This window comes from Streptomyces sp. NPDC004266 (genome assembly GCF_042874095.1).
Lineage (GTDB): Bacteria > Actinomycetota > Actinomycetes > Streptomycetales > Streptomycetaceae > Streptomyces.
Window position 1 is genome coordinate 111,780 of record NZ_JBIAMM010000014.1, and the last position, 19,370, is coordinate 131,149.

General features: G+C 69.7%; 11 protein-coding genes and 1 pseudogene. 8 read left to right on the plus strand and 4 right to left on the minus strand.

Features of this window, described 5'->3' with window-relative positions:
• The first annotated feature begins 212 nt into the window (after nt 1-212).
• The 4 genes from ACFYUZ_RS29515 to drmB are packed head-to-tail and all read left to right on the plus strand — an operon-like array spanning nt 213 to nt 11,975.
• Complete coding sequence (locus ACFYUZ_RS29515; protein ID WP_389314299.1) at nt 213-4,976, plus strand: DEAD/DEAH box helicase; 4,764 nt, start codon at nt 213-215, stop codon at nt 4,974-4,976.
• Nucleotides 4,973-6,880, plus strand: a complete 1,908-nt coding sequence (locus ACFYUZ_RS29520; RefSeq protein ID WP_389314301.1) for a UvrD-helicase domain-containing protein — start codon at nt 4,973-4,975, stop codon at nt 6,878-6,880. The genes ACFYUZ_RS29515 and ACFYUZ_RS29520 overlap by 4 nt, the downstream gene beginning before the upstream one ends.
• Nucleotides 6,877-10,125: a helicase-related protein gene (locus ACFYUZ_RS29525; protein ID WP_389314303.1), complete on the plus strand. Its 3,249-nt coding sequence runs from the start codon at nt 6,877-6,879 to the stop codon at nt 10,123-10,125. Before ACFYUZ_RS29520 ends, ACFYUZ_RS29525 begins: the two co-directional genes overlap by 4 nt.
• The gene (drmB, locus tag ACFYUZ_RS29530) at nt 10,122-11,975 is read left to right on the plus strand and encodes a DrmB family protein (protein ID WP_389314305.1); all 1,854 of its coding nucleotides are present in this window, start codon (nt 10,122-10,124) and stop codon (nt 11,973-11,975) included. The genes ACFYUZ_RS29525 and drmB overlap by 4 nt, the downstream gene beginning before the upstream one ends.
• Before the next feature lie 308 nt (nt 11,976-12,283).
• Here the strand turns inward: drmB and ACFYUZ_RS29535 are convergent, their stop codons facing one another.
• Nucleotides 12,284-12,940 carry an ATP-binding protein gene (locus tag ACFYUZ_RS29535; protein WP_389314307.1) on the minus strand — a complete coding sequence of 219 codons (657 nt, stop codon included), beginning with the start codon at nt 12,938-12,940 and terminating at the stop codon, nt 12,284-12,286.
• A 65-nt stretch (nt 12,941-13,005) separates the two neighbouring features.
• Between ACFYUZ_RS29535 and ACFYUZ_RS29540 the strand changes: the two genes are divergently transcribed.
• Nucleotides 13,006-14,394 carry a Tat pathway signal protein gene (locus tag ACFYUZ_RS29540; protein ID WP_389314309.1) on the plus strand — a complete coding sequence of 463 codons (1,389 nt, stop codon included), beginning with the start codon at nt 13,006-13,008 and terminating at the stop codon, nt 14,392-14,394.
• Between the two features lie 59 nt (nt 14,395-14,453).
• Complete coding sequence (locus tag ACFYUZ_RS29545; RefSeq protein WP_389314311.1) at nt 14,454-14,939, plus strand: TrmO family methyltransferase; 486 nt, start codon at nt 14,454-14,456, stop codon at nt 14,937-14,939.
• Here ACFYUZ_RS29545 and ACFYUZ_RS29550 read toward each other — a convergent pair.
• Nucleotides 14,912-15,646, minus strand: a complete 735-nt coding sequence (locus tag ACFYUZ_RS29550; protein WP_389314313.1) for an aspartate/glutamate racemase family protein — start codon at nt 15,644-15,646, stop codon at nt 14,912-14,914. The genes ACFYUZ_RS29545 and ACFYUZ_RS29550 overlap by 28 nt on opposite strands.
• A gap of 210 nt (nt 15,647-15,856) precedes the next feature.
• On the opposite strand from ACFYUZ_RS29550, the gene ACFYUZ_RS29555 reads away from it, so the two are divergent.
• Together ACFYUZ_RS29555 and ACFYUZ_RS29560 are read left to right on the plus strand one after the other, a co-directional pair.
• Nucleotides 15,857-16,723 (plus strand): hypothetical protein, encoded by an 867-nt coding sequence (locus ACFYUZ_RS29555; protein WP_389314315.1) that lies wholly within the window; start codon nt 15,857-15,859, stop codon nt 16,721-16,723.
• Nucleotides 16,724-16,773: 50 nt separating this feature from the next.
• Nucleotides 16,774-17,076, plus strand: coding sequence for a hypothetical protein (locus ACFYUZ_RS29560; RefSeq protein WP_389314316.1), 303 nt, complete (start codon nt 16,774-16,776; stop codon nt 17,074-17,076).
• Nucleotides 17,077-17,103: 27 nt separating this feature from the next.
• On the opposite strand, the pseudogene ACFYUZ_RS29565 reads toward ACFYUZ_RS29560, so the two are convergent.
• Nucleotides 17,104-18,372: pseudogene (locus ACFYUZ_RS29565) on the minus strand (DUF445 domain-containing protein); the annotation flags it as partial.
• Nucleotides 18,373-18,384: 12 nt separating this feature from the next.
• Nucleotides 18,385-19,365: an ATP-binding cassette domain-containing protein gene (locus ACFYUZ_RS29570; protein WP_389314318.1), complete on the minus strand. Its 981-nt coding sequence runs from the start codon at nt 19,363-19,365 to the stop codon at nt 18,385-18,387.
• Nucleotides 19,366-19,370: the final 5 nt, after the last annotated feature.

Consider the following 19,370-nt stretch of genomic DNA (forward strand, 5'->3'; position numbering starts at 1 on the left):
GGCGACAGCACATGTGATGACGCCTGGCAACATTCCGCGCGGCGTCATGCTTCCGCCCCTCTTCCGCGATCGCCACCCCCTTCCAAAATGCTCGGCACACGCTCGGAACCACCCTCGTAATGAGACCGTCCACGCCACCATTCGCACTGCAGAACATCACTGACGTCTCATCACCATCAGCTCTCAGGCCGCCACTCCAGGATCGGAGTCCCGTGTCCCTCGAACCGACCCCTGTGCTCGAAACCGTGATCGAGCAGTCCTCTCGCGTCCTCCAGACATACGCCGTCGACCCCGGCCTCATTCCGGAGCACGCGAACGGAGAAAGGCGCATCACCCAGGGCGGATACGGCGACCGGCAGCTCTTCGAACTGGTGCAGAACGCGGCGGACGAAATCGCCGCCGAACCCGGTGGGACCGTTCACGTCGTTCTCACGGACACACACCTCTACTGCGCGAACGAAGGCACCCCCGTCACCCCCGAGGGCGCCGAGACAATTCTCCGGATGAGCATGTCGCGCAAGCGCGGGGGGCAGATCGGGCGCTTCGGCGTGGGAGTGAAATCCGTACTCGTCGTGACCGACGCCCCGCAGTTCTTCAGCAGCACCGGTTCCTTCGGTTTCGACCGCGAGTGGGCCTATGCGCAGATCCGTTCCGTCGCCGGGGTCACGGCTCGTCTGGGCGAGGAGTTCGAAGCCCCGGTGCTCCGGATGGCCCGCCCGTTGGACGACGCCGTCGAGCGCGCGGCCGATCCCGTCCTCGACGAACTCCTCGGCTGGGCCACCACCGTCGTGCGTCTGCCCCTGCTCGACGGAGCTGCCGAGCGGCTCGGTCAGGACATGCACGGAGGCTCCCCGGCCGGTGGCCGGGAGGAGTTCCCCGTCGGCTTCCAGCTCTTCTCCCCGCACGTCGCCAAGGTCGTTCTGGAGGACCGTCGTCCGCGCCCCGTCGTGCGCCGGACCCTCATCACCGACCGTGACGAAAAACTGCACACCGTTCGGGAGGAGCGCCCCGGAAAGCCCTCCTCGGACAACAGGTGGCGGGTTTTCACTCTCACCCACGAGCCCACTGCGACCGCCCGTTCCAGCGCGGGCGAACTGCACGACCGGGTCGCCCTCGACATCTCGTGGGCCGTGCGCGAGTACGAGAGGGAGACCCACAACGGTCTCCTCTCCTCTCCCAAGGGCCGGGGACGCTTCTGGTCCTTCTTCCCCACCAAGTACGAGATGACCTTGAGCGGCATCCTCAACGGCGCCTGGAAGACCAACGAAGACCGACAGAACCTACTGGACTCCTCGCCGTTCAACCAGGAGATGATCCGCGTGGCGGCCCGGCTGGTGGTCGAGTCGCTGCCCGAGCTGGCTCCGGCCGAGGACCCTGCCGCGTATCTCCCGCTCCTCCCCGGCCGGTCCCGGGAGTCCGAGACGGTCAGCTGGGCGGACCGCTACCTCACCGAGCAGATCTGGGAGGCCACCGCCCACCGCCCCTCCCTGCCGGACCAGGACGGCCGGCTGCAGGTGCCGCGCGACTTGAACGTCCACCCCTCCCTGGGCAAGGAGAACAAGGTGGTGACCGGCTGGCTGACCCTGTGGAACTCCTACCCCGGCCGGCCCACGAACTGGCTGCATCCGTCGGCGGAGGTCGACACCCTCCGTGCCGGCAAGACGGATCACATCCTCAAGGCCGCCAGGCGCGAGCGCGCCTCGGTGCGGGAATGGCTGGAGGCCCTGGTGGCCGACGGCACCGCCGAGGCGTCCGCCACCGCTGTCCGCATCGTCGCGAGCATGATCCAGTCGTCCTCGCCGTACGCGGACGAGGCCCGGGAGGCGCGGATCGTGCTGACCGAGGAGCACGGCATGGTCGCCCCGGTCGTCGGCAAGGTGTTCCGTCGCACCGATCAGGACGGGCTGCGCGAGTCCCTCGTCTACGTCGACAGCGCCCTGTCCGACGACCTGTCGCTCGCGAGCGCCCTCACCGCCCTCGGCATCCGTGAGGCCGATGTCCGAGGACGTTTCGTCAGTGTCCTGGAACAGGGCTTCGACATGTACGGGCCGCAGGAATGGACCCGGTTCTGGGAACTGTTCCACCAGGCCGGCAGCAGTCATCTGTCGCACGAGGTGATCCAGCGGGTGTCCGATCTGCGGGCCACACTGCACGTGCGCTCCTCGGACGGCCGCTACCGACCGATGCGGGACTGTCTGTTGCCCGGTCCGGTCGTGACCCCGGATTCGGATCCCGCCATCGCCGTGGACACCGGCTTCCACTCCGACGACATGGCCTTCTTCCGCGAGGTGGGACTGCGCGACCGCCCCGCGGGAGGAAACCGACCGGAGGAGGAGGCGTGGTTCGAGCAGTATCGGGAGTCTCTGCACAAGGCGTACTGCGCGTCTCTGCCCCCCGACCAGACCGCCCGTCCGACCCTCGCCAGGATCAGGCTGGAGGGCGCGGCGGTCGGCGGCCCTCTGCACCTGCTTCCCCGCCTCTCCGACGAGGCCCGTGCCCGCTTCCTGAAAACCTTGCCCGAGGACTCCCTCGTCGACAACTGGACCCTCCAGGTCGGGGCCCAGGTCAGCACCCGACGAGCCGTGGCCTCCCCGATCCGGTGGATGCTCATGCGGCACGGCCTCGTCCCGACCTCCCACGGCCTCCGGCGTGTCGCCGAGGCGGTCGGCCCTCAGCTCTCCGCCTACGGCGATGTCCTGCCGGTGGCCGAGATCAGCTCCGAGAAGGCCCGCAAACTACGGCTTCCCACCACTGTCGAGAACGTGCCCAGCTCTTTCTGGGACCAGCTCCAGGAGAAGCTCCAGCAGAGCGAGGACGATGCCTTCGTCGGCAACACATACGTACTGCTGACCCGTCTGGAGGTTCCTTTCTCCGAGGACACACTCACCCGGTGCCGCATCGGCGACGAGTGGGGAACTCGCCCCGACGGCGAGATCGCCGTGGCCTCCTCTCAGGAGGAGTACCGGGCGCTGCGGGCCGAGCGCCTTCCCGCCCTGCTGACCGCCACGGCCGAGGACGCCTCTCTGCTCGTCAAGCAGTGGGGAATGCTGCCGTACGCCGACGTGATCAGCCGCGAGACACGCAGCGAGGACATCGGTGACCCGATCCCGCTCAAGGAGGCTCACCCTGCGCTGCGCCAGATGCGCGGCTCGCAGGTGGACCAGTACGTCCTGCAGCGATGCAAGGTCTTGGAGGAGGTGACCCGCACCCCCAACGGCATGCGGCCCCGAGCCCTGAACAGCAGTCTTCGCGGGTCCACGATCCTCGTGCTGGAGCACTCCGACCCGCTCGGGACCCTCATGGCCGTGGATCGTGAACTGCGCTGGAACATGGGCGAATCCGGTTGCCGACAGGTCCTGGAGGCGCAGCGGCGCCAGGAAGAGGACCAGAAGGTCAAGGACGCCTTGAAGGCCGTGCGCGAGGCCACTGACGTGGAGACGAAACTTCTGCTCCTCCTGGGTGCCGAAGCTCTGCGGGACCGCCTCCCCCCCGGCCTCATGGACAGCGAGCGCGAGGAGAACGGCGGAGCGGAGCCGGACGGTCACCGCATCGCACGGATGGCGTTCAACGCCCACGAGGACGGCGTCCTCCAGGTGCACGTCCGCGATCTGCAGAACCTCTATCCGAACCACGCCCCGTCGTCCTTCACCGGTACCTCCACCGCGGTGTCCTTCGTGGCGGACCTCCGCTTCCCCGGCTCGTTCGCCGGTTTCAGGATCCCGTCGCCGGCATCGCGGATCGAGGTGGACGGCCCGCGGCACTTCCCGCGTCTGCACGACTACCAGGAGCGGCTCGCCGCCAACGTCTTCACCATGCTGGACCGGATCGTTCCGCAGCGCGGCATGCTGTCCCTGCCCACCGGCGCGGGCAAGACCCGGGTCACGGCGGAGGCGGTGATCCGTTGGGTGAAGCAGGTGGGCACGCTGGACGGGCCCATCCTGTGGATCGCCCAGACCGAGGAGCTCTGCGAGCAGGCCGTGCAGAGCTGGAAGTTCGTCTGGGAGAAGGTCGGTGCGGACAAGCCGCTCGTCATCAACAGGTTGTGGGCGTCCCACGAGGCCGCACCGGTCACGGATCGGCCGCACCTGGTGGTGGCCACCGACGCCAAGCTCCAGCAGTCGAACTGTCTCGAAGCGGACTCCTACGGATGGTTGCGCAACGCCGCCCTCGTCATCGTCGACGAGGCACACACCGCCATCACCCCCCGCTACACCAAGATCCTTTCGAATCTGGGCCTGACGGCCTCGCGCACCGACCGCCACCTCCTGGGACTCACGGCGACGCCCTTCCGCAACACCGACCAGGAGGAGACCCGCCGTCTGATCAACCGCTTCGGCGGCCGACGGCTGGACGAGGGCGTCTTCGCGAACGACGACGCCTATGCCGAGCTGCAGGAGCTCGGCGTCCTGGCCCAGGTCGAGCATCGTCTCCTCCAGGGCGGCACGATCACCCTGGATCGTGATGAGAAGCAGCATGCCGAGCAGATGAGTGTCCTGTCCCGGACGGCCGAGCAGCGACTCGCCGACGACCACGACCGGAACGCCCGCATCCTGGACGAGATCTCGGACATGCCGGGTGACTGGCCGGTGCTGGTGTTCGCCACCTCGATCGATCACGCCAAGTATCTGGCGGCCCGGCTCCGCGACAGGGACATCACCGCCTCCTCCGTCGACTCGTCGACCTCACCCGGCGATCGGCGCCGGCGCATCGACGACTTCCGCGAGCGCCGCACCCGCGTCCTCACCAACTACGGCGTCCTCACCCAGGGTTTCGACGCCCCCGCCACCCGGGCCGTCATCGTCGCCCGTCCGGTGTACAGCCCCAACGTGTACCAGCAGATGATCGGGCGCGGCCTGCGCGGACCGCTCAACGGCGGCAAGGACACCTGTCTGATCCTCAATGTCCGTGACACCGTCGACAACTTCGACAACTCTCTCGCCTTCACCCAGTTCGAGCACCTGTGGAGCAGCAAGTGACCGACCCGTACGACGCCAGTCCTCTGCTCACCGCCGAGCAGCGGGCCGTCGTCGACCTCCCCTGGGACACCCGCCTCCTGGTCACCGCGGGTGCCGGCTCGGGCAAGACCCATACGGTCGTGCGGCGTCTCGACGCCCTCGTCGGGAACGACGATCCCGACGAGGCCCTGGAAGCAGGGGAGATCCTCGTCCTGAGCTTCTCCCGGGCCGCCGTCCGGGAGCTGCGGGACCGGATCGCCCGGCACGGCGACCGGGCCGATCGGGTCCGTGTCCAGACCTTCGACTCATGGGCGTACCAGCTCCTCGTCAGGGCGTACCCGGACAGGGAGTGGAAGGCGCATGACTTCGACGAGCGCATCCGCGCCGCCACTTCTGCGATCGAGAAGGGCGCGGTGGAGGCCGGGGAGTTCGGGGCACCCTCGCACGTGGTGATCGACGAGGCCCAGGACCTGGTGGGCGACCGCCGCGAGCTGGTGGAGGCCCTGCTGGACCGTTTCCAGCGTTCGTGCGGCTTCACCGTGGTCGGCGACTCCGCACAGGGCATCTACGGATTCCAGATCAAGGACCCGGAGGAACGCGCCGAGGAGACCGACCTCTTCTTCACCTGGCTCCGGACCTCGTACGACGACCTCGTCGAACTCCACCTGACCGAGAACTTCCGCGCGAAGACCCCCGGGGCCCGCACCGCGCTCGCCCTCGGTCCCCGGCTGCAGAACCTGACCGCCTCACCGGACGGCGCGGAGAACACGGCCTCCACACTCCACGCCGAACTGCGCGAGCGCCTCCTCGACCTGCCGGACCTCGGGAAACTGAGCGACGACTTCGCACTGAGCACGTTGAAGTCCTTCCCCGGCCGGTGCGCGATCCTGACCCGCGACAACCGCCAGGCACTCGCCGTGTCGGAACTGCTGCACGGGCAGGGGGTGGAGCACGCGCTGAAGCGGTCGCTGCAGGACCGTCCCGTGCCGTACTGGGTGGCCGAGCTGGTGCGTCGCGCGGAGTCTCTGACGCTCACCGAGTCGCGTTTCCTGGAGCTGCTCGCGGGGATACCGCTCCCGGCCGGTGTGGAGCCCCGACGTTGCTGGCGGCTCTCGCGCGCCGCGACCCGTCGCACCGGCCGCGGTCAGGTCGACGTCTCCGCCCTGGCACGTCTGGTGGCCGAGGGACGGTTCCCCGACGACCTGGCGGACCCGGAGACGGCTCGGCTGACCGTCTCGACGGTGCACCGGGCCAAGGGCCTGGAGTACGACCGGGTACTGTTGCTGTCGCCCCCGTCGCTCGACGAGCTGCGCAAGGTCCACGAAAGCCTCGATGCACCCGCGGAGGCGAAGGCCCTCTACGTCGCCATGACACGGGCCCGCGAGGACCTCTACCACGTCACAGGACCCGACACCTCCCGTATAAGACGCCACCGTCCCACCGGACGCTGGTACCTGGGCGGCTGGAAGAAGTACGAGCGGTACGGCATCCAGGCCGCGGCGGAGGACGTGCACCGGGACACGCCCCCCTGTTCGGCAGACGCGAACGCGGACGCGACACAGTCCTACCTGCTGGGACACGTCCGCGCCGGGGACGCGGTGACGCTTCGGATGCGACACCCCGTACCCGCGGGACTCGAGCAGAGCCCGCCGTACGACCTGTTCCACCGCGACCGGGTCATCGGCGAGACCTCCGAGCGTTTCCGCCGTGACCTGTACGCCGTGGAGAAGGTCTCGCGGTCCTGGGACATCGTCTGGCCGAGCGAGATCGTCGGTCTGCGGGTGGACACTCTGGAGACGGTCGCAGGCAGTACGGCCGCCGGCACCAACGCGGGGCTCGGCGGGAACGGGGTGTGGGTCGCCCCTCGGCTCACCGGGATCGGAAGGCATCGGCGCGGCGAACGCGTCGGGGAGGAACAGGGATGACGCACGGGACCAGTCGGCACACCGAGCACTACCGGGTCCGCGAGGAACTGGTGGCCCGACTGCGCCGAGAGCTTCTCGGCCCGGACGTCGACGCCGGGGACGACCCGGACGAGACCCTCACCCAGGACGCTCCGATCACCCGTTACCCGATCGGGGTGCTGTTCCCCCGGGCCGCCGGCCGCGAGGCTCGGGAGGAGCAGCTGGAGGACATCGCCGAGGACGAGGGGCTGGACGAGGCTCCCCTGCTCGGAACGAACCGCCCGGACGACACCGACACCTCCGTCGACCCCCCGGTGTCGGGTGACCGCCGCCCCTCGACGATGGGCCTCACCTTCGCCGTCGCTCCCGATCTCGCCCCCGAGATCGTGATCCGCGCGCGAGCCGCCGTCTACGACCCCGTCGACGCGGAGGGACGCCCCCTGTCGGCCCGCCGGGCAGAGGCCCGGACCACGAACGACCAGCGTGAGCACTGGCGGCGCCGGGAGCTGGAACTGCCGGAGAAGACGATCGACATCACACGGCCCGGGGCCGTGACGGAGGACCTCGTTCCCGACGAGGTCCAACTGCATGTCCTCGTCCGACCGGTCAGCCACTCCTCCGGCGCCGGCACCGTCACCGTCACCGTCACTCTGATCAACACCCACATCGTGGGCGAGAAGGAGCTCCAGGACGCCTTCGCCCTCTTCCAGCCGAGCCTGCGGGTGCGGGCCGCCGGCGGGGCGTCCGCCTTCGTCGAGCGCCCCGCCGCCCTGTCCGCCGTCGACTCGGAGACGGCCACCAGCCGGCTGCTCCACCGCCATGCCCCGACCTTCGCCATGGGTCACGGTTGCTCCGCCCATTGGGAGTGGACACCGCCGACGGTCGGTCTGACCGAGGTCAGGCGTCCCGCGATCGACGAGATCCGCTCCGAGTTCGTGCCCACGCACGAAGTGCTGCTGACCGACTCCAACCCGGAGATCGACAGCTCGGCGCTCGACATGCTCGGCCTCACCGAGCGCCCCGACGCCGAGATCCTCGAAACCCTGCACGGGCTGGCCGACGGCTACGAGCAGTGGATCGAGGCCAAGGTCGTGGAGGCCGCCGCTCTCGACGGGACCCCGCACGAGAGGGCTGCACAGGAGCGGATCGAGACCTGCCGCGAGGCTCTCGGACGGATCCGCGAGGGGATCGGGCTCCTGGCCGACAAGCCGGACGTCATGGAGGCGTTCCGGCTCGCCAACCGGGCCATGGCCGAGCAGCGCGCCCGGAGCGCCTGGGTGAAGGGAGGCCGCCAGGGCGAGCCCGACCTGGCGACGCAGCGCTGGTACCCGTTCCAGATCGCCTTCATGCTGCTGTGCCTGCGGGGCATCGACGACCCCGGCCACCCCGACCGCCGGGTCTCCGACCTGCTGTGGTTCCCCACGGGGGGCGGCAAGACCGAGGCGTACCTCGGTCTGATCGCGTTCACCACGTTCCTGCGCCGGCTGCGCCTCGAGAAGAACGGCGGAGGCGTCACCGTACTGATGCGGTACACCCTGCGCCTGCTCACCCTCCAGCAGTTCGAGCGCGCCACGATCCTCATCTGCGCGATGGAACGGATGCGCGCGGCGAACCCCGCTCGCCTGGGCGACGAGACGATCTCGATCGGCATGTGGGTGGGGAAGTCGGCCACTCCGAACGACCTGGACGTGGCCGACAAGCAGCTGACGAAGCTCCGGGGCGGGCAGAGCCTGCAGAAGGAGAACCCGGTGCAGCTCCACGCCTGTCCGTGGTGCGGCACCGCGCTGGACGCCCATCACTACTCGGTGGACATGGACAGCGTCCGCATGGACGTACGCTGCCCCGGCTCCGGCTGCGACTTCGCCCCGGGGCTGCCTGTCCATCTGGTGGACCAGGCTGTCTACGAGGCGCGCCCCACCCTGGTCATCGCCACGGTCGACAAGTTCGCCTCCATGCCGTGGCGCGAGAAGACGGCGGCGTTGTTCAACAGGGATCGTCGTGACGACACCCCGCCCCCGGAGCTGATCGTCCAGGACGAGCTCCATCTCATCTCGGGTCCTCTCGGCACCCTGACCGGCCTGTACGAGACCGCTGTCGACGCTCTCGCCGACGAGCCGAAGGTGATCGCCTCCACGGCGACCATCCGTCGCGCGGCGGACCAGGGACGGAACCTCTTCGACCGGGACGTGCACCAGTTCCCCCCGGCCGGCCTGGACGCCCGGGACTCCTGGTTCGCCGTCGAGACCGACCGCAGGAACAAGGCCAGCCGCCGGTACGTCGGTCTGCTCACCCCCGGCACCAGCCAGTCGACCCTCCTCATCCGTACCTACGCGGCTCTGCTCCACCAGGCCATGTGCGCGGAGACGAGCGACGAGGTCCGGGACACCTACTGGACGCTCGTCGGCTACTTCAACAGCCTTCGTCTGTTGTCCGCCGCCGAACTCCAGGTGAACGACGACGTAGAGGACTACCTGCGGCTCCTCGCCGAACGCGACGGCACCGAGGCACGGGTCTCCGACCGCTACTCCGAGCTGACGAGCCGCGTCGACGCGAGCCTGATCCCTGCCCGTCTCAAGGAGATCGAGAAGCGCTATCCGGATCCCGACGTCCGTGACGTCCTCCTGGCGACGAACATGATCGCCGTCGGTGTCGACGTCAACCGCCTCGGTCTGATGGCAGTGATGGGACAGCCCCAGACCACGGCCGAGTACATCCAGGCGACCAGCCGCGTGGGACGAGCCCACCCCGGTCTGGTGGCCGTGATGCTCAACTCGGCCCGTTCCCGTGACCGCTCGCACTACGAGAACTTCCTGCATTTCCATTCGGCGCTCTACCGCGAGGTCGAGTCGACGTCGGTCACGCCGTTCTCCGTCCGATCGCGCGACCGCGGCCTGCACGCCGTGGTCGTGGCCCTGGCCCGCATCCTCATCCCCGAGGCCCGCGAGAACGCCGACGCCGGCCGGATCGACACGTACGTGGACCGTCTGCGTGGCGAGATCAGGCCGCTGCTGACCAGCCGCGTCTCCCAGGTGGCGCCCGAAGAACTGCAGGACACCGCAGACGCGTTCGACGAGTTCGTCGACTGGTGGCAGCGGAAGGCCCGAGCGCATGGCGGCCTGCTGTACGAACCCCGCACCGGGAATTCCACCCCTGCTCTGCTCCGATCGTTCGACGACGAATCCGAGGGCGCCGGCGCCTGGTCCACCCTGTGGAGCCTGCGCGATGTCGACGCCGAGTCCGCTCTCTTCATGGAGGCTTCCCGATGACCCCGCCCCGCGAGCGTCGCCGTCGCGGCACCGACGGCAGCCCGGCCGCGCCCCGTCTCGACCTGCCCCGCCGCGGTTCGGTCCGCCGCGCCCAGATGATCACCACGTACGGCGTGGGGTCTCTGATCGCCGTCGACAACGAATCCTTCATCGTCTCCGGCATCGACAAGGCCCATCACAGCTGGCAGCTCGACGAGGCACCGATCATCCATGAGCACCGGCTCGCCCGAGCCCTGGAGGTACGCCACTTCCGGCTGCCACCCGCTTCCGGAGACGGGAGCAAGGACGGGGTACGCGTCCGGCGCTTCCCCCTGTGGCACTCGTGTCCGCAGTGCAAGTCCCTGCAGCACGTGCGGGACTTCAACCCCCCTCCGGGCAAGAACGTCTGCACGACATGCGACGAGGAGCCGCTCGTGCCGTCCCGATTCGTCGTGGCGTGCGAGGACGGGCACCTCGACGACTTCCCCTACTGGAAGTGGCTGCACCGCGGCAATCGCGAGGAAGGCGCAACCGGACGCTGCGGTGGACGGATGAGCCTGCGTTTCTCCGGTCGAAGCGCCTCGCTGCGTTCCATCGTGGTCTCGTGCACCTGCGGCGTGCCCGAGGTCTCCATGGAAGGCGCATTCCGCCGATCCGCCCTGGCAGAACTCAAGGTCCGTTGCGAGGGCAGACGCCCCTGGCTCGAAGGCGCTCCCGTCGAGCTCTGCCCGAAGTCGCCCCGTACGCTGCAGCGTGGTTCCTCGGCGGTCTGGCAGCCGGTGTTGAGGTCCGCCCTCTCCATCCCCCCATGGAGCGACGGTCTCGCCGACAAGCTCACGAAGCACTGGGAGAACCTGCGCGGCTACTCCTCGCGCTTGGAGATCGAGATCTACCTCAAGGGAGCATTCCCCGGAGACCACTCGGTCTCGGTCGACGCCGTCATGGGCCTGCTGGCGGCCGAGCAGGAGGAGGACCCGACTCCGGACGGCGTCGTCACGGACAGCCATCAGAGGTTGCGACGACAGGAGTACGAGCAGCTGTCGGCCGGCAACGCTCTGCGGGACAAGGGTCGCGAGGAGCAGTTCGTGTGCGAGCCGCCCGTCTCCGACGTGTCGGCCCTCTCTTCCTTCGGTGTCGAGCGGACCATGCTGGTGAAGCGCCTGCGTGAGGTACGGGCGCTCAAAGCGTTCACGCGCCTCGCCGACCCGGAGACGAGTTCCGAAAAATATGAGGCTGACCTGTCGTTGACACCGACCGACTGGCTCCCGGCGATGGAAGTGCATGGTGAGGGTGTCTTCGTGCGTCTCGACGAGGAACGACTCGCCGACTGGGCCGAGCTGGACGCGGTGGCCCGCCGGGTGAAGCGCATGCGTGACAACCACGACCGGTTGCTGAGAGAGCGGGCCACCGGTCCCGCCGAGGTACCCGCCTCGCCCGCCACACCCCGAATGGTGCTGTTGCACACCCTGGCACACGTTCTGATCAACGAGTGGAGCCTGGAAGCCGGCTACCCGGCAGGAGCACTGCGCGAACGTCTGTACGCCGATCCCCGCATGGCGGGCTTCCTCGTCTACACGGCGACCAGTGACTCCGCCGGCAGTCTGGGAGGCGTGGTCGCCCAGGGTGAGCCCGCGCGGCTCGCGGTGGCCCTCCAGTCCGCGTTGCAACGAGCCCACTGGTGTTCCGCGGACCCGTTGTGCATCGAGTCCCGCTCCTCCGGTGCGGGCGGTGCCAACCTCGCAGCATGCCACGCCTGCGCGATGCTGCCCGAGACCAGCTGCGAGTACAACAACATCCTGCTCGACCGCGCCCTGCTGATCGGCACACCGGAAGATCCCGGAATCGGGTTCTTCTCTCCCCCGCGGTCCTGATCCTCGCCTTCGGATCGGAACGACACCGGTACTCGGTGGGCGGCCTGCGGTGGTGTCGCCTGGCCGCCCCTCCCGGCCGGGGCTTCGAACGATCTCGGCCGGTCCGGCGAAGCACGTCCACGAGGGGAGGGCAGGCGACACCGATGGGCCTCGCGTGTCACCGACCATGACCGGGGGAGATACAGGCACGATCCCGGACCGAAGCTGCCCACACGCTTGACGAAGAACATGGAGGCCCTGCAGATCCATGGCCTTCCGCTCGGTGGCCTCGGCGCGTACCTGATCACCCCTCCGTGGTTTCCCTTCCTTCACGCTTCGCCCTCCCGCAACTCGGCCCAGACCTGCTTGCCCCAGCGGTACAGCTCGGTGCCCCACTCCTCCGTGAGCGCGTCGATCAGGAGCAGGCCCCGTCCCCGGGGGCCGTCGCCGTCGGGGGCCGTTCTCATGGTCGGGGCGGCCCTGGAGCGGTCGACGACGCCCAGGCGGACCCTGTGCGTGGAAGGTCTGGAGACGATCACTCGGATCGACGGCAGTCTGCCGTGGTCGACCGCGTTGGAGACCAGTTCGGTGATCACCAGCGTGGCGTCCTCCGTCAGTGAGTCCAGGCCCCAGACAGTCAGTGCCGTTCGGACCAGCCGGCGGGCGACCGCTGCGCTCCGGGCCTCGCGCGGGAGGCTCTGCGAGTAGGCGGGGTGGCCCGTCGGGCAGGACGTGACGGTCGCCGTGGCAAGGACTCCGACGGGCGGGGGCGCGGGCCGCTCTCGGCTTCGCGTGTCCTTGCCGCCGCGGCGCTCCGCGGCAATCGAGTGGGGACGCAGGGAGGTCGGCAGCGCCGATGGCGACAGCTCGGCCGCTCGACCCTCTTCCTCACCCACGTGGCTGAAAGTCACCAGTTGCCCTCCCGCCGTTGTCGGTTGGTGGTTTCGTGTTCTCTCAGCGAACCGTGATTCGCGATGGGCGGGCACCCCCGCCGAGGCCTCGATGCCGTCAAACCCGTCAAAGATTGTTCTCTTGTGAACAGGGGCGCAGCATGGCGCGCAGAAACGACGAACTGGCCGCGGTGATCGCGGAGACAGGCTGGTCGCAGCCCGTGGTGGCCGCCGCGGTCGTACGGGTCGCGGCGGAGTCCGGGGTCGACGAACTCCTCAGCGTCAAGCGCTCGCACGTCGCCATGTGGGTCGCCGGCACCCGGCCCCGGGGACGGGCGGCCGACGTCCTGCGAGAGACTCTGTCGCGGCGGTTGGGACGTCCCCTCACACTCGCGGAGATCGGCCTCGCGGAGAGCGCCTCGGATACGGTCACCGGGTCCGAGTGGGACACCGACACGCTGACGACTCTGGTCGACCTGGGGAGGAACAGCATGGACCGCGAACGCCGCCGGCTCCTCACCGGCGCCGCCGTCTACTCCGTCGGCGGACTGGTCCTGCCCAGGGATCCGTGGTGGGACGACGCCCCACAGAGGGCGCGTTCCCGAGCGGTCGGGTCGAACCGCAGGGTCGGCGAGACCGAAGTGCGGGCCGTACGCGAGATGACCGAATTCTTCGCCCGCCGCGACCAGCGGCACGGCGGCGTCGACGGTCGAACCGCTCTCTACCAGTACATCGTCGACGACGTCGCCCGGTACGTCAGCGGGGTCTTCAGCAGTGAGGCCTCTCGCCGCTCCCTTTACTCGGCGGCAGCCGAGGCCGTGTACGTGGCCGGCTGGATGAGCTTCGACGCCTCCCGACACGAGCCCGCACGGCGCTACTTCACCCTCGCGCTCAAGCTTGCCGCCGAAGCCGACGACGCTCCCCTCACCGGGCACATCCTGCGGGCGATGGCCCATCAGGCCATGGACCTCGGGCACACCAGGGCCGCCCTGGACCTCGCCACCGCCTCCGTCGAGCGCAAGAGGTACGACCACGCCACCCCACGCGAGCGAGCCCTGATCGGCATCGTGCGCGCGCGGGTGCTGGCCGTGGACGGCCAGAAGCGGAACGCCATCGCCGCGGTCCACCAGGCCGAGACCGACCTCGACCAGGCCGCGGTGGGAGACGACGAACCCCAGCGCGTCTGGTTCTTCCAAGAAGCGTCCCTCGCCCATGAGACCGCCCGCACCCTATGGGCCCTGGGCGATCTCGACGGCGCCCTGAGTCATTTCCGTACCAGCGTTCGGCTCCGTAGGGCGGACTCCTTCGGTCGAACCCACGCCGTCACGCTCGGCTACATGGGCACCGTCCAGGCCGGGCAGGGCAACATCGAAGCGGCGTGCCAGACCTGGTCCCGCGCTCTGGACGCCATGGACGGCGTTCAGTCCGGCAGGACGCGGGAAGCGGTCGTCACTATGCGGACGACCTTGTCCCCCTTCCGCAGCCGCGGAATCCCCTCCGTCTCCGAGGTGGACGAGCGGGCCCGGGTCGCACTTCGACGAGTAATCTGACGGCGCCGAAGCCGCCGTGCCCCACAAGTGGCGCCGCCGACAAGGAAGAAGGGCCGACTGTGCCTGCGCAGTTCATCGAGGTGCCGGTCATCGCAGACGTCGTCGGAGGTCATACCGGACGGCTCGACGACTTCAAGGGCGGCGTGGAATCGGTCATCCGCCTGCGGCCGGAGTTCCCTCTGGAAACCCTGCAGGGCATCGAACGGTTCTCCCACCTCCAGGTCACGTGGTTCTTCAACCTCGGGTCCCCGGACGATGTCGCCCTTCACGCACGCAGCCCCCGCGACAACCCCGCCTGGCCGGCGACCGGCACCTTCGTTCACCACAACCATCGGCGTCCGGCCCGGCTGGCCACTTCCTTCCCGAGGCTGCTCAAGGTCGACGGGCGAGACCTGCACGTCGTCGACCTCGACGCCGACGACGGCACTCAGGTCGTCGATCTCGTGGCGGTCTTCCAGGAAATGCTCCCCCGTGGGCCCGTCAGCCAGCCGACGTGGCCGGGCGAGATGCTCGCGGACTACTGGCGGGACGCCGCCGAACGCTGAGCACCGAGCAGCGCCTCGTCGGACAGCGACGCCCGCACGGCGGCCTCGGCGTGGAGGCGGGCCGTGGGGAAGGTAGGGACGGGGCTGTGCTCGGGGGCGATGAGGAGCTCGATTTCGGTGCAGCCCAAGATGACGCCTTCCGCTCCGCCGGCGACCAGGTCCGTGATCACCTTCTGGTAGGCGGCGCGGGACTCCTCCCGCACGATGCCCAGGCAGAGTTCCTCGTAGATCACGCGATGGACGATCGCGCGTGCCTCGGCGTCCGGGATGCGTACGTCGAGCCCGCCCTCTTCCAGACGTCCTCGGTAGAACTCCTGCTCCATGGTGAACGCCGTGCCCAGCAGGCCGACTCGGCGCACGCCCGACGCCCTTACGGCCTCCGCGGTCGCGTCGGCCAGGTGCAGCAGGGGGATCGCAACCGCCGCCTCGACCTGGCCTGCGACCTTGTGCATGGTGTTGGTGCAGATCAGCACCATGTCCGCGCCGGCCGCCTCAAGAGCCCGAGCCGCCTCGGCCAGGATCTCGCCCGCCTCCGTCCAGCGGCCCTCGACCTGCAACCGCTCGATCTCCGCGAAGTCCACCGAGTAGAGCACGCACCGCGCCGAGTGGAGTCCGCCGAGGCGGTCGCGCGTGAACTCGTTCAGCAACCGGTAGTACTCCGCCGTCGACTCCCAGCTCATCCCACCGATCAGCCCGATCGTCTTCATCGCCATCCCCCTTGCCTCGATAAGGAATTGAGCATGGCAGACCCCGACGCATAAGCCCCGCTTGGAGGCGGTCACTCACACGAGCGGTATTCACTCATCGTGGCGATGTGGATGCGCCCCGTGCGTTACGGTCGCGCAAAACGGCCCCCGTCGACAGTTCGCACCTATCGGCAGGGGCCTGAACCACTCGTGGAAGGCACTAGTTCCACCGTGATCTACCGGCACTTTAACGCGCCCGCGCGCGCCTTCACCCAGTTCTCGCACGACATCATCCGGCATCCCCGGCTCAGCTCCGACGCCGTCCGCCTCCTGACCTGGCAGCTCTCCCTCCCCCAGGGCGCCCGCGAATCACTCTCCCGCACCGCCGAACGTGCCCGGATCGGGGCATGCGCCTTCGGGCGCGCCAAGCGACAGCTCAAGGAGGAGGGGTTCGTGCACGAGCGGCGCGTGCAGGGGCCCGGAGGGCGGTGGGTCACCCAACAGCTCGTGTCCGGGTCCCCGCTGACCGCCGACCAGGCCGCCAAGCTCCTCGCCCGCGCGTCTGTCGCGTCCTCCCAGGTCGCACCGAGTCCCCGGAAACCGGCCGTCGGTCCACCGGCCACCTCGTCGACCGACCGTCATCCGAAGAAAGACCCCCCGCAAGACACCTCCCACCATCCCCCGCAGGCCGACGCCGTCGAGGAGTCGCCCCGCCTCGAAGACGCCCGCGCCCTCGTCGGCACCCTGCCCGCCCTCTCCCCCGCCCTCCGGCACATCCCGCCCGGCATGCGCGACGAGCTCGCCCGCCTGGCCGCCCGCTGGCTCGACGCCGGCCACACCCCCGCCGACGTCCGCCGGCACGTCCAGCGCTGCCTCCCCGCCGCCGGGACCCCCGTCCACCGGCCCGGCGGACTCGTCCGGCACCTCCTGCGTGACGTGCCCCCACGGGAACTGCCCCGGCCCGTGCCCACGACCCGGCTCTCGCCCCGGCTCGCCGGTGCCCGGGAGTGTGCCGGTGACCACACCCAGACCATGCTCTTCCGGCCGGTCGGCGACGAGACGCACTGCCCCAGATGTGTCTCCGAGGTCCGTAGCTGACTCCCGTACGCTCGGAGGACGACCGCCCGTCCACCAAGGAAGGCCCCGCCATGCCCCGCATCCCCTCCCCCGCCATAGCCGCCGCCGGGCTCGTCGGTGGGTACGCCGTCGCTCGGTGGACCAGGAAGCGGCCCCTCGGGGGTGCCGTGCTCGCCGTGGCCGGTGGGGTGGCCGCGCGGGAGTGGCAGCGGGTCGGTGGGGTCAAGGCCTCCGTGGGGCTGACCACCGCCTATGTCGGCGCCTTCGCCGGGTCCCACCCGCTCGCCAAGAAGATCGGTGCCTGGCCCGCCGTGTTCTCCGTCGCCGGGGCGATGGGCGTTGCCTCCTGGGCCGTCACCCGTGGGCGGGGCTAGCCCGCCCGTCACCCGAGAAAAGCGGCCTCAGCCCCCCACCGCCCTGCTCACCGTGTAGATCAGGAGGCCCGCCAGCGCGCCGACCACCGTGCCGTTGATGCGGATGAACTGGAGGTCGCGGCCGATGTTGGCCTCGATCTTGCGGGAGGTCTGGACGGCGTCCCAGCCGGCGACCGTGTCGGTGATCAGGGACGTGATCTCGTGGCGGTACGTCGTGACGACGTACGCCGCCGCGTCCTCCGCCCAGCCCTCGACCTTCGCCTGGAGGCGGGAGTCCGTCGCCAGGCGGGTGCCCAGGGAGATCAGGGAGGCGCGGGCGCGGAGGCGGAGCTGGCTGCGGTCGTCCTCGGCCGCCGCGATGATCAGGGACCGGATCGAGGACCAGGCCGAGGCGATGATCTCCTGGATCTCCGGGCGGGCCAGGAAGTCCGACTTCAGGCGTTCCACGCGCGCGCGGGTGTCCGTGTCCGCCTGGAGGTCGGCCGCGAAGTCGGTGAGGAAGCGGTCGATCGCGCCGCGCGCCGGGTGACCCGGCATGTCGCGCACCTCCGTGACGAAGCGGAGCAGCTCCTTGTAGACGCGCTCGCCGATCCGGCGGTCCACGAAGCGGGGGGTCCAGCCCGGGGCGCCGCCCTGGACCGCGTCCATCACCGAGTCGCCGTGCGTGACCAGCCAGTCGTGGGCCCGGGCGCAGACCAGGTCGACCGCCCGGTGGTGCGCCCCGTCGGCGACGATCCGCTCCAGGGTCTTGCCCAGGCCCGGGGCGATCTCCGCCGATTCGGCGCGGCGGGTGATCGCCTCGCCGACGACCGCCTGGACGTCCGCGTCCCGCAGGACCGTCAGCGCGCCTCGCAGCGCCGTGGAGAGCTCCGCCGTCACCCGGTCGGCGTGCGCCGGGGCCGCCAGCCACGTGCCGAGCCGCTTCCCGATGCCCAGGGCGTGGAGTCTGCCCCGTACGACGTCGGCCGAGAGGAAGTTCTCCCCCACGAACGTGCCCAGCGACGCGCCCAGCTGGTCCTTCTTCGTGGGGATGATGGCCGTGTGGGGGATGGGGAGTCCCAGGGGGCGCCGGAAGAGGGCCGTGACCGCGAACCAGTCCGCGAGCGCGCCGACCATGCCCGCCTCCGCCGCCGCCGCGACGTAGCCGGCCCAGGCCCCCCAGCCCTCGTTCCGCGCCCAGGTCGCCAGGGCGTAGACCAGGGCCACGCCGATCAGCAGGGACGTCGCCAGCGTCTTCATGCGGCGGACGCCTCTGCTCTTCTCCTCGTCCGCCGCCGTGTACGAGAAACTCACCATCGGTTCGACCTCCTACATCAGGGACTCCCGGCGCTCGTCCCGAGTTCCCCCGTACATCTTCGCGATCACCGCCTCGATGTCCGGCTCCCGCACCGAGAGGTCGAGGAGGGGATGTCTGGCCGCCACCGCCGCCACCAGCGGGGCCGCCGAGGTCGTCGCGGGGAACGCCAGCCACTGGCGCGGGCCCTCGGCCCGTACGAAGCGGGCTCCCGGCACGTCCGTGATCGGGGGCAGCTCGCGCTCCAGGTCCACCATCAGGAGCCGTTCGCTCTCGCCCACCGCGTGCAGGCCGGCCAGTTCGCCGTCGTACATCAGCCGCCCGTGGTCGATGACCATCACCCGTGAGCAGAGCTGCTCGATGTCCGTGAGGTCGTGGGTGGTCAGCAGGACCGTGGTGCCGTGGGTGGCGTTCAGGTCGCGGAGGAACTCCCTCACCCTCGCCTTCGACACGACGTCCAGGCCGATCGTCGGCTCGTCCAGGTACAGCACCTCCGGGTCGTGCAGCAGCGCCGCCGCGATGTCGCCGCGCATCCGCTGGCCGAGGGAGAGCTGCCGTACCGGCACGTCGAGGAGGTCGCCCAGGTCGAGGAGGTCCACGCAGCGGGCGAGGTTCTCCTCGTAGCGGTCGTCGGGGATGCGGTACATGCGGTGGGTCAGCCGGTACGAGTCCTTCAGCGGCAGGTCCCACCACAGCGTCGTGCGCTGCCCGAAGACCACGCCGATCCGCTGGGCCAGACGGGTGCGCTCGCGCGCCGGGTCGATGCCCCCGACCCGCAGCCGGCCGCCGCTGGGCGTCAGGATGCCGGTGAGCATCTTGATCGTGGTCGACTTCCCGGCGCCGTTCGGGCCGATGTAGCCGACCATCTCCCCGCGCTCCATGGTGAAGGAGATGCCGTCGACCGCTCTGACCTGCTTCTTCTCGCGGCGGAGCAGGCCGGCCTTCCGGCGGACGGTGAAGGTCTTCTCCAGGGATTCGAGCTCGATGAAGGGCATGGTCG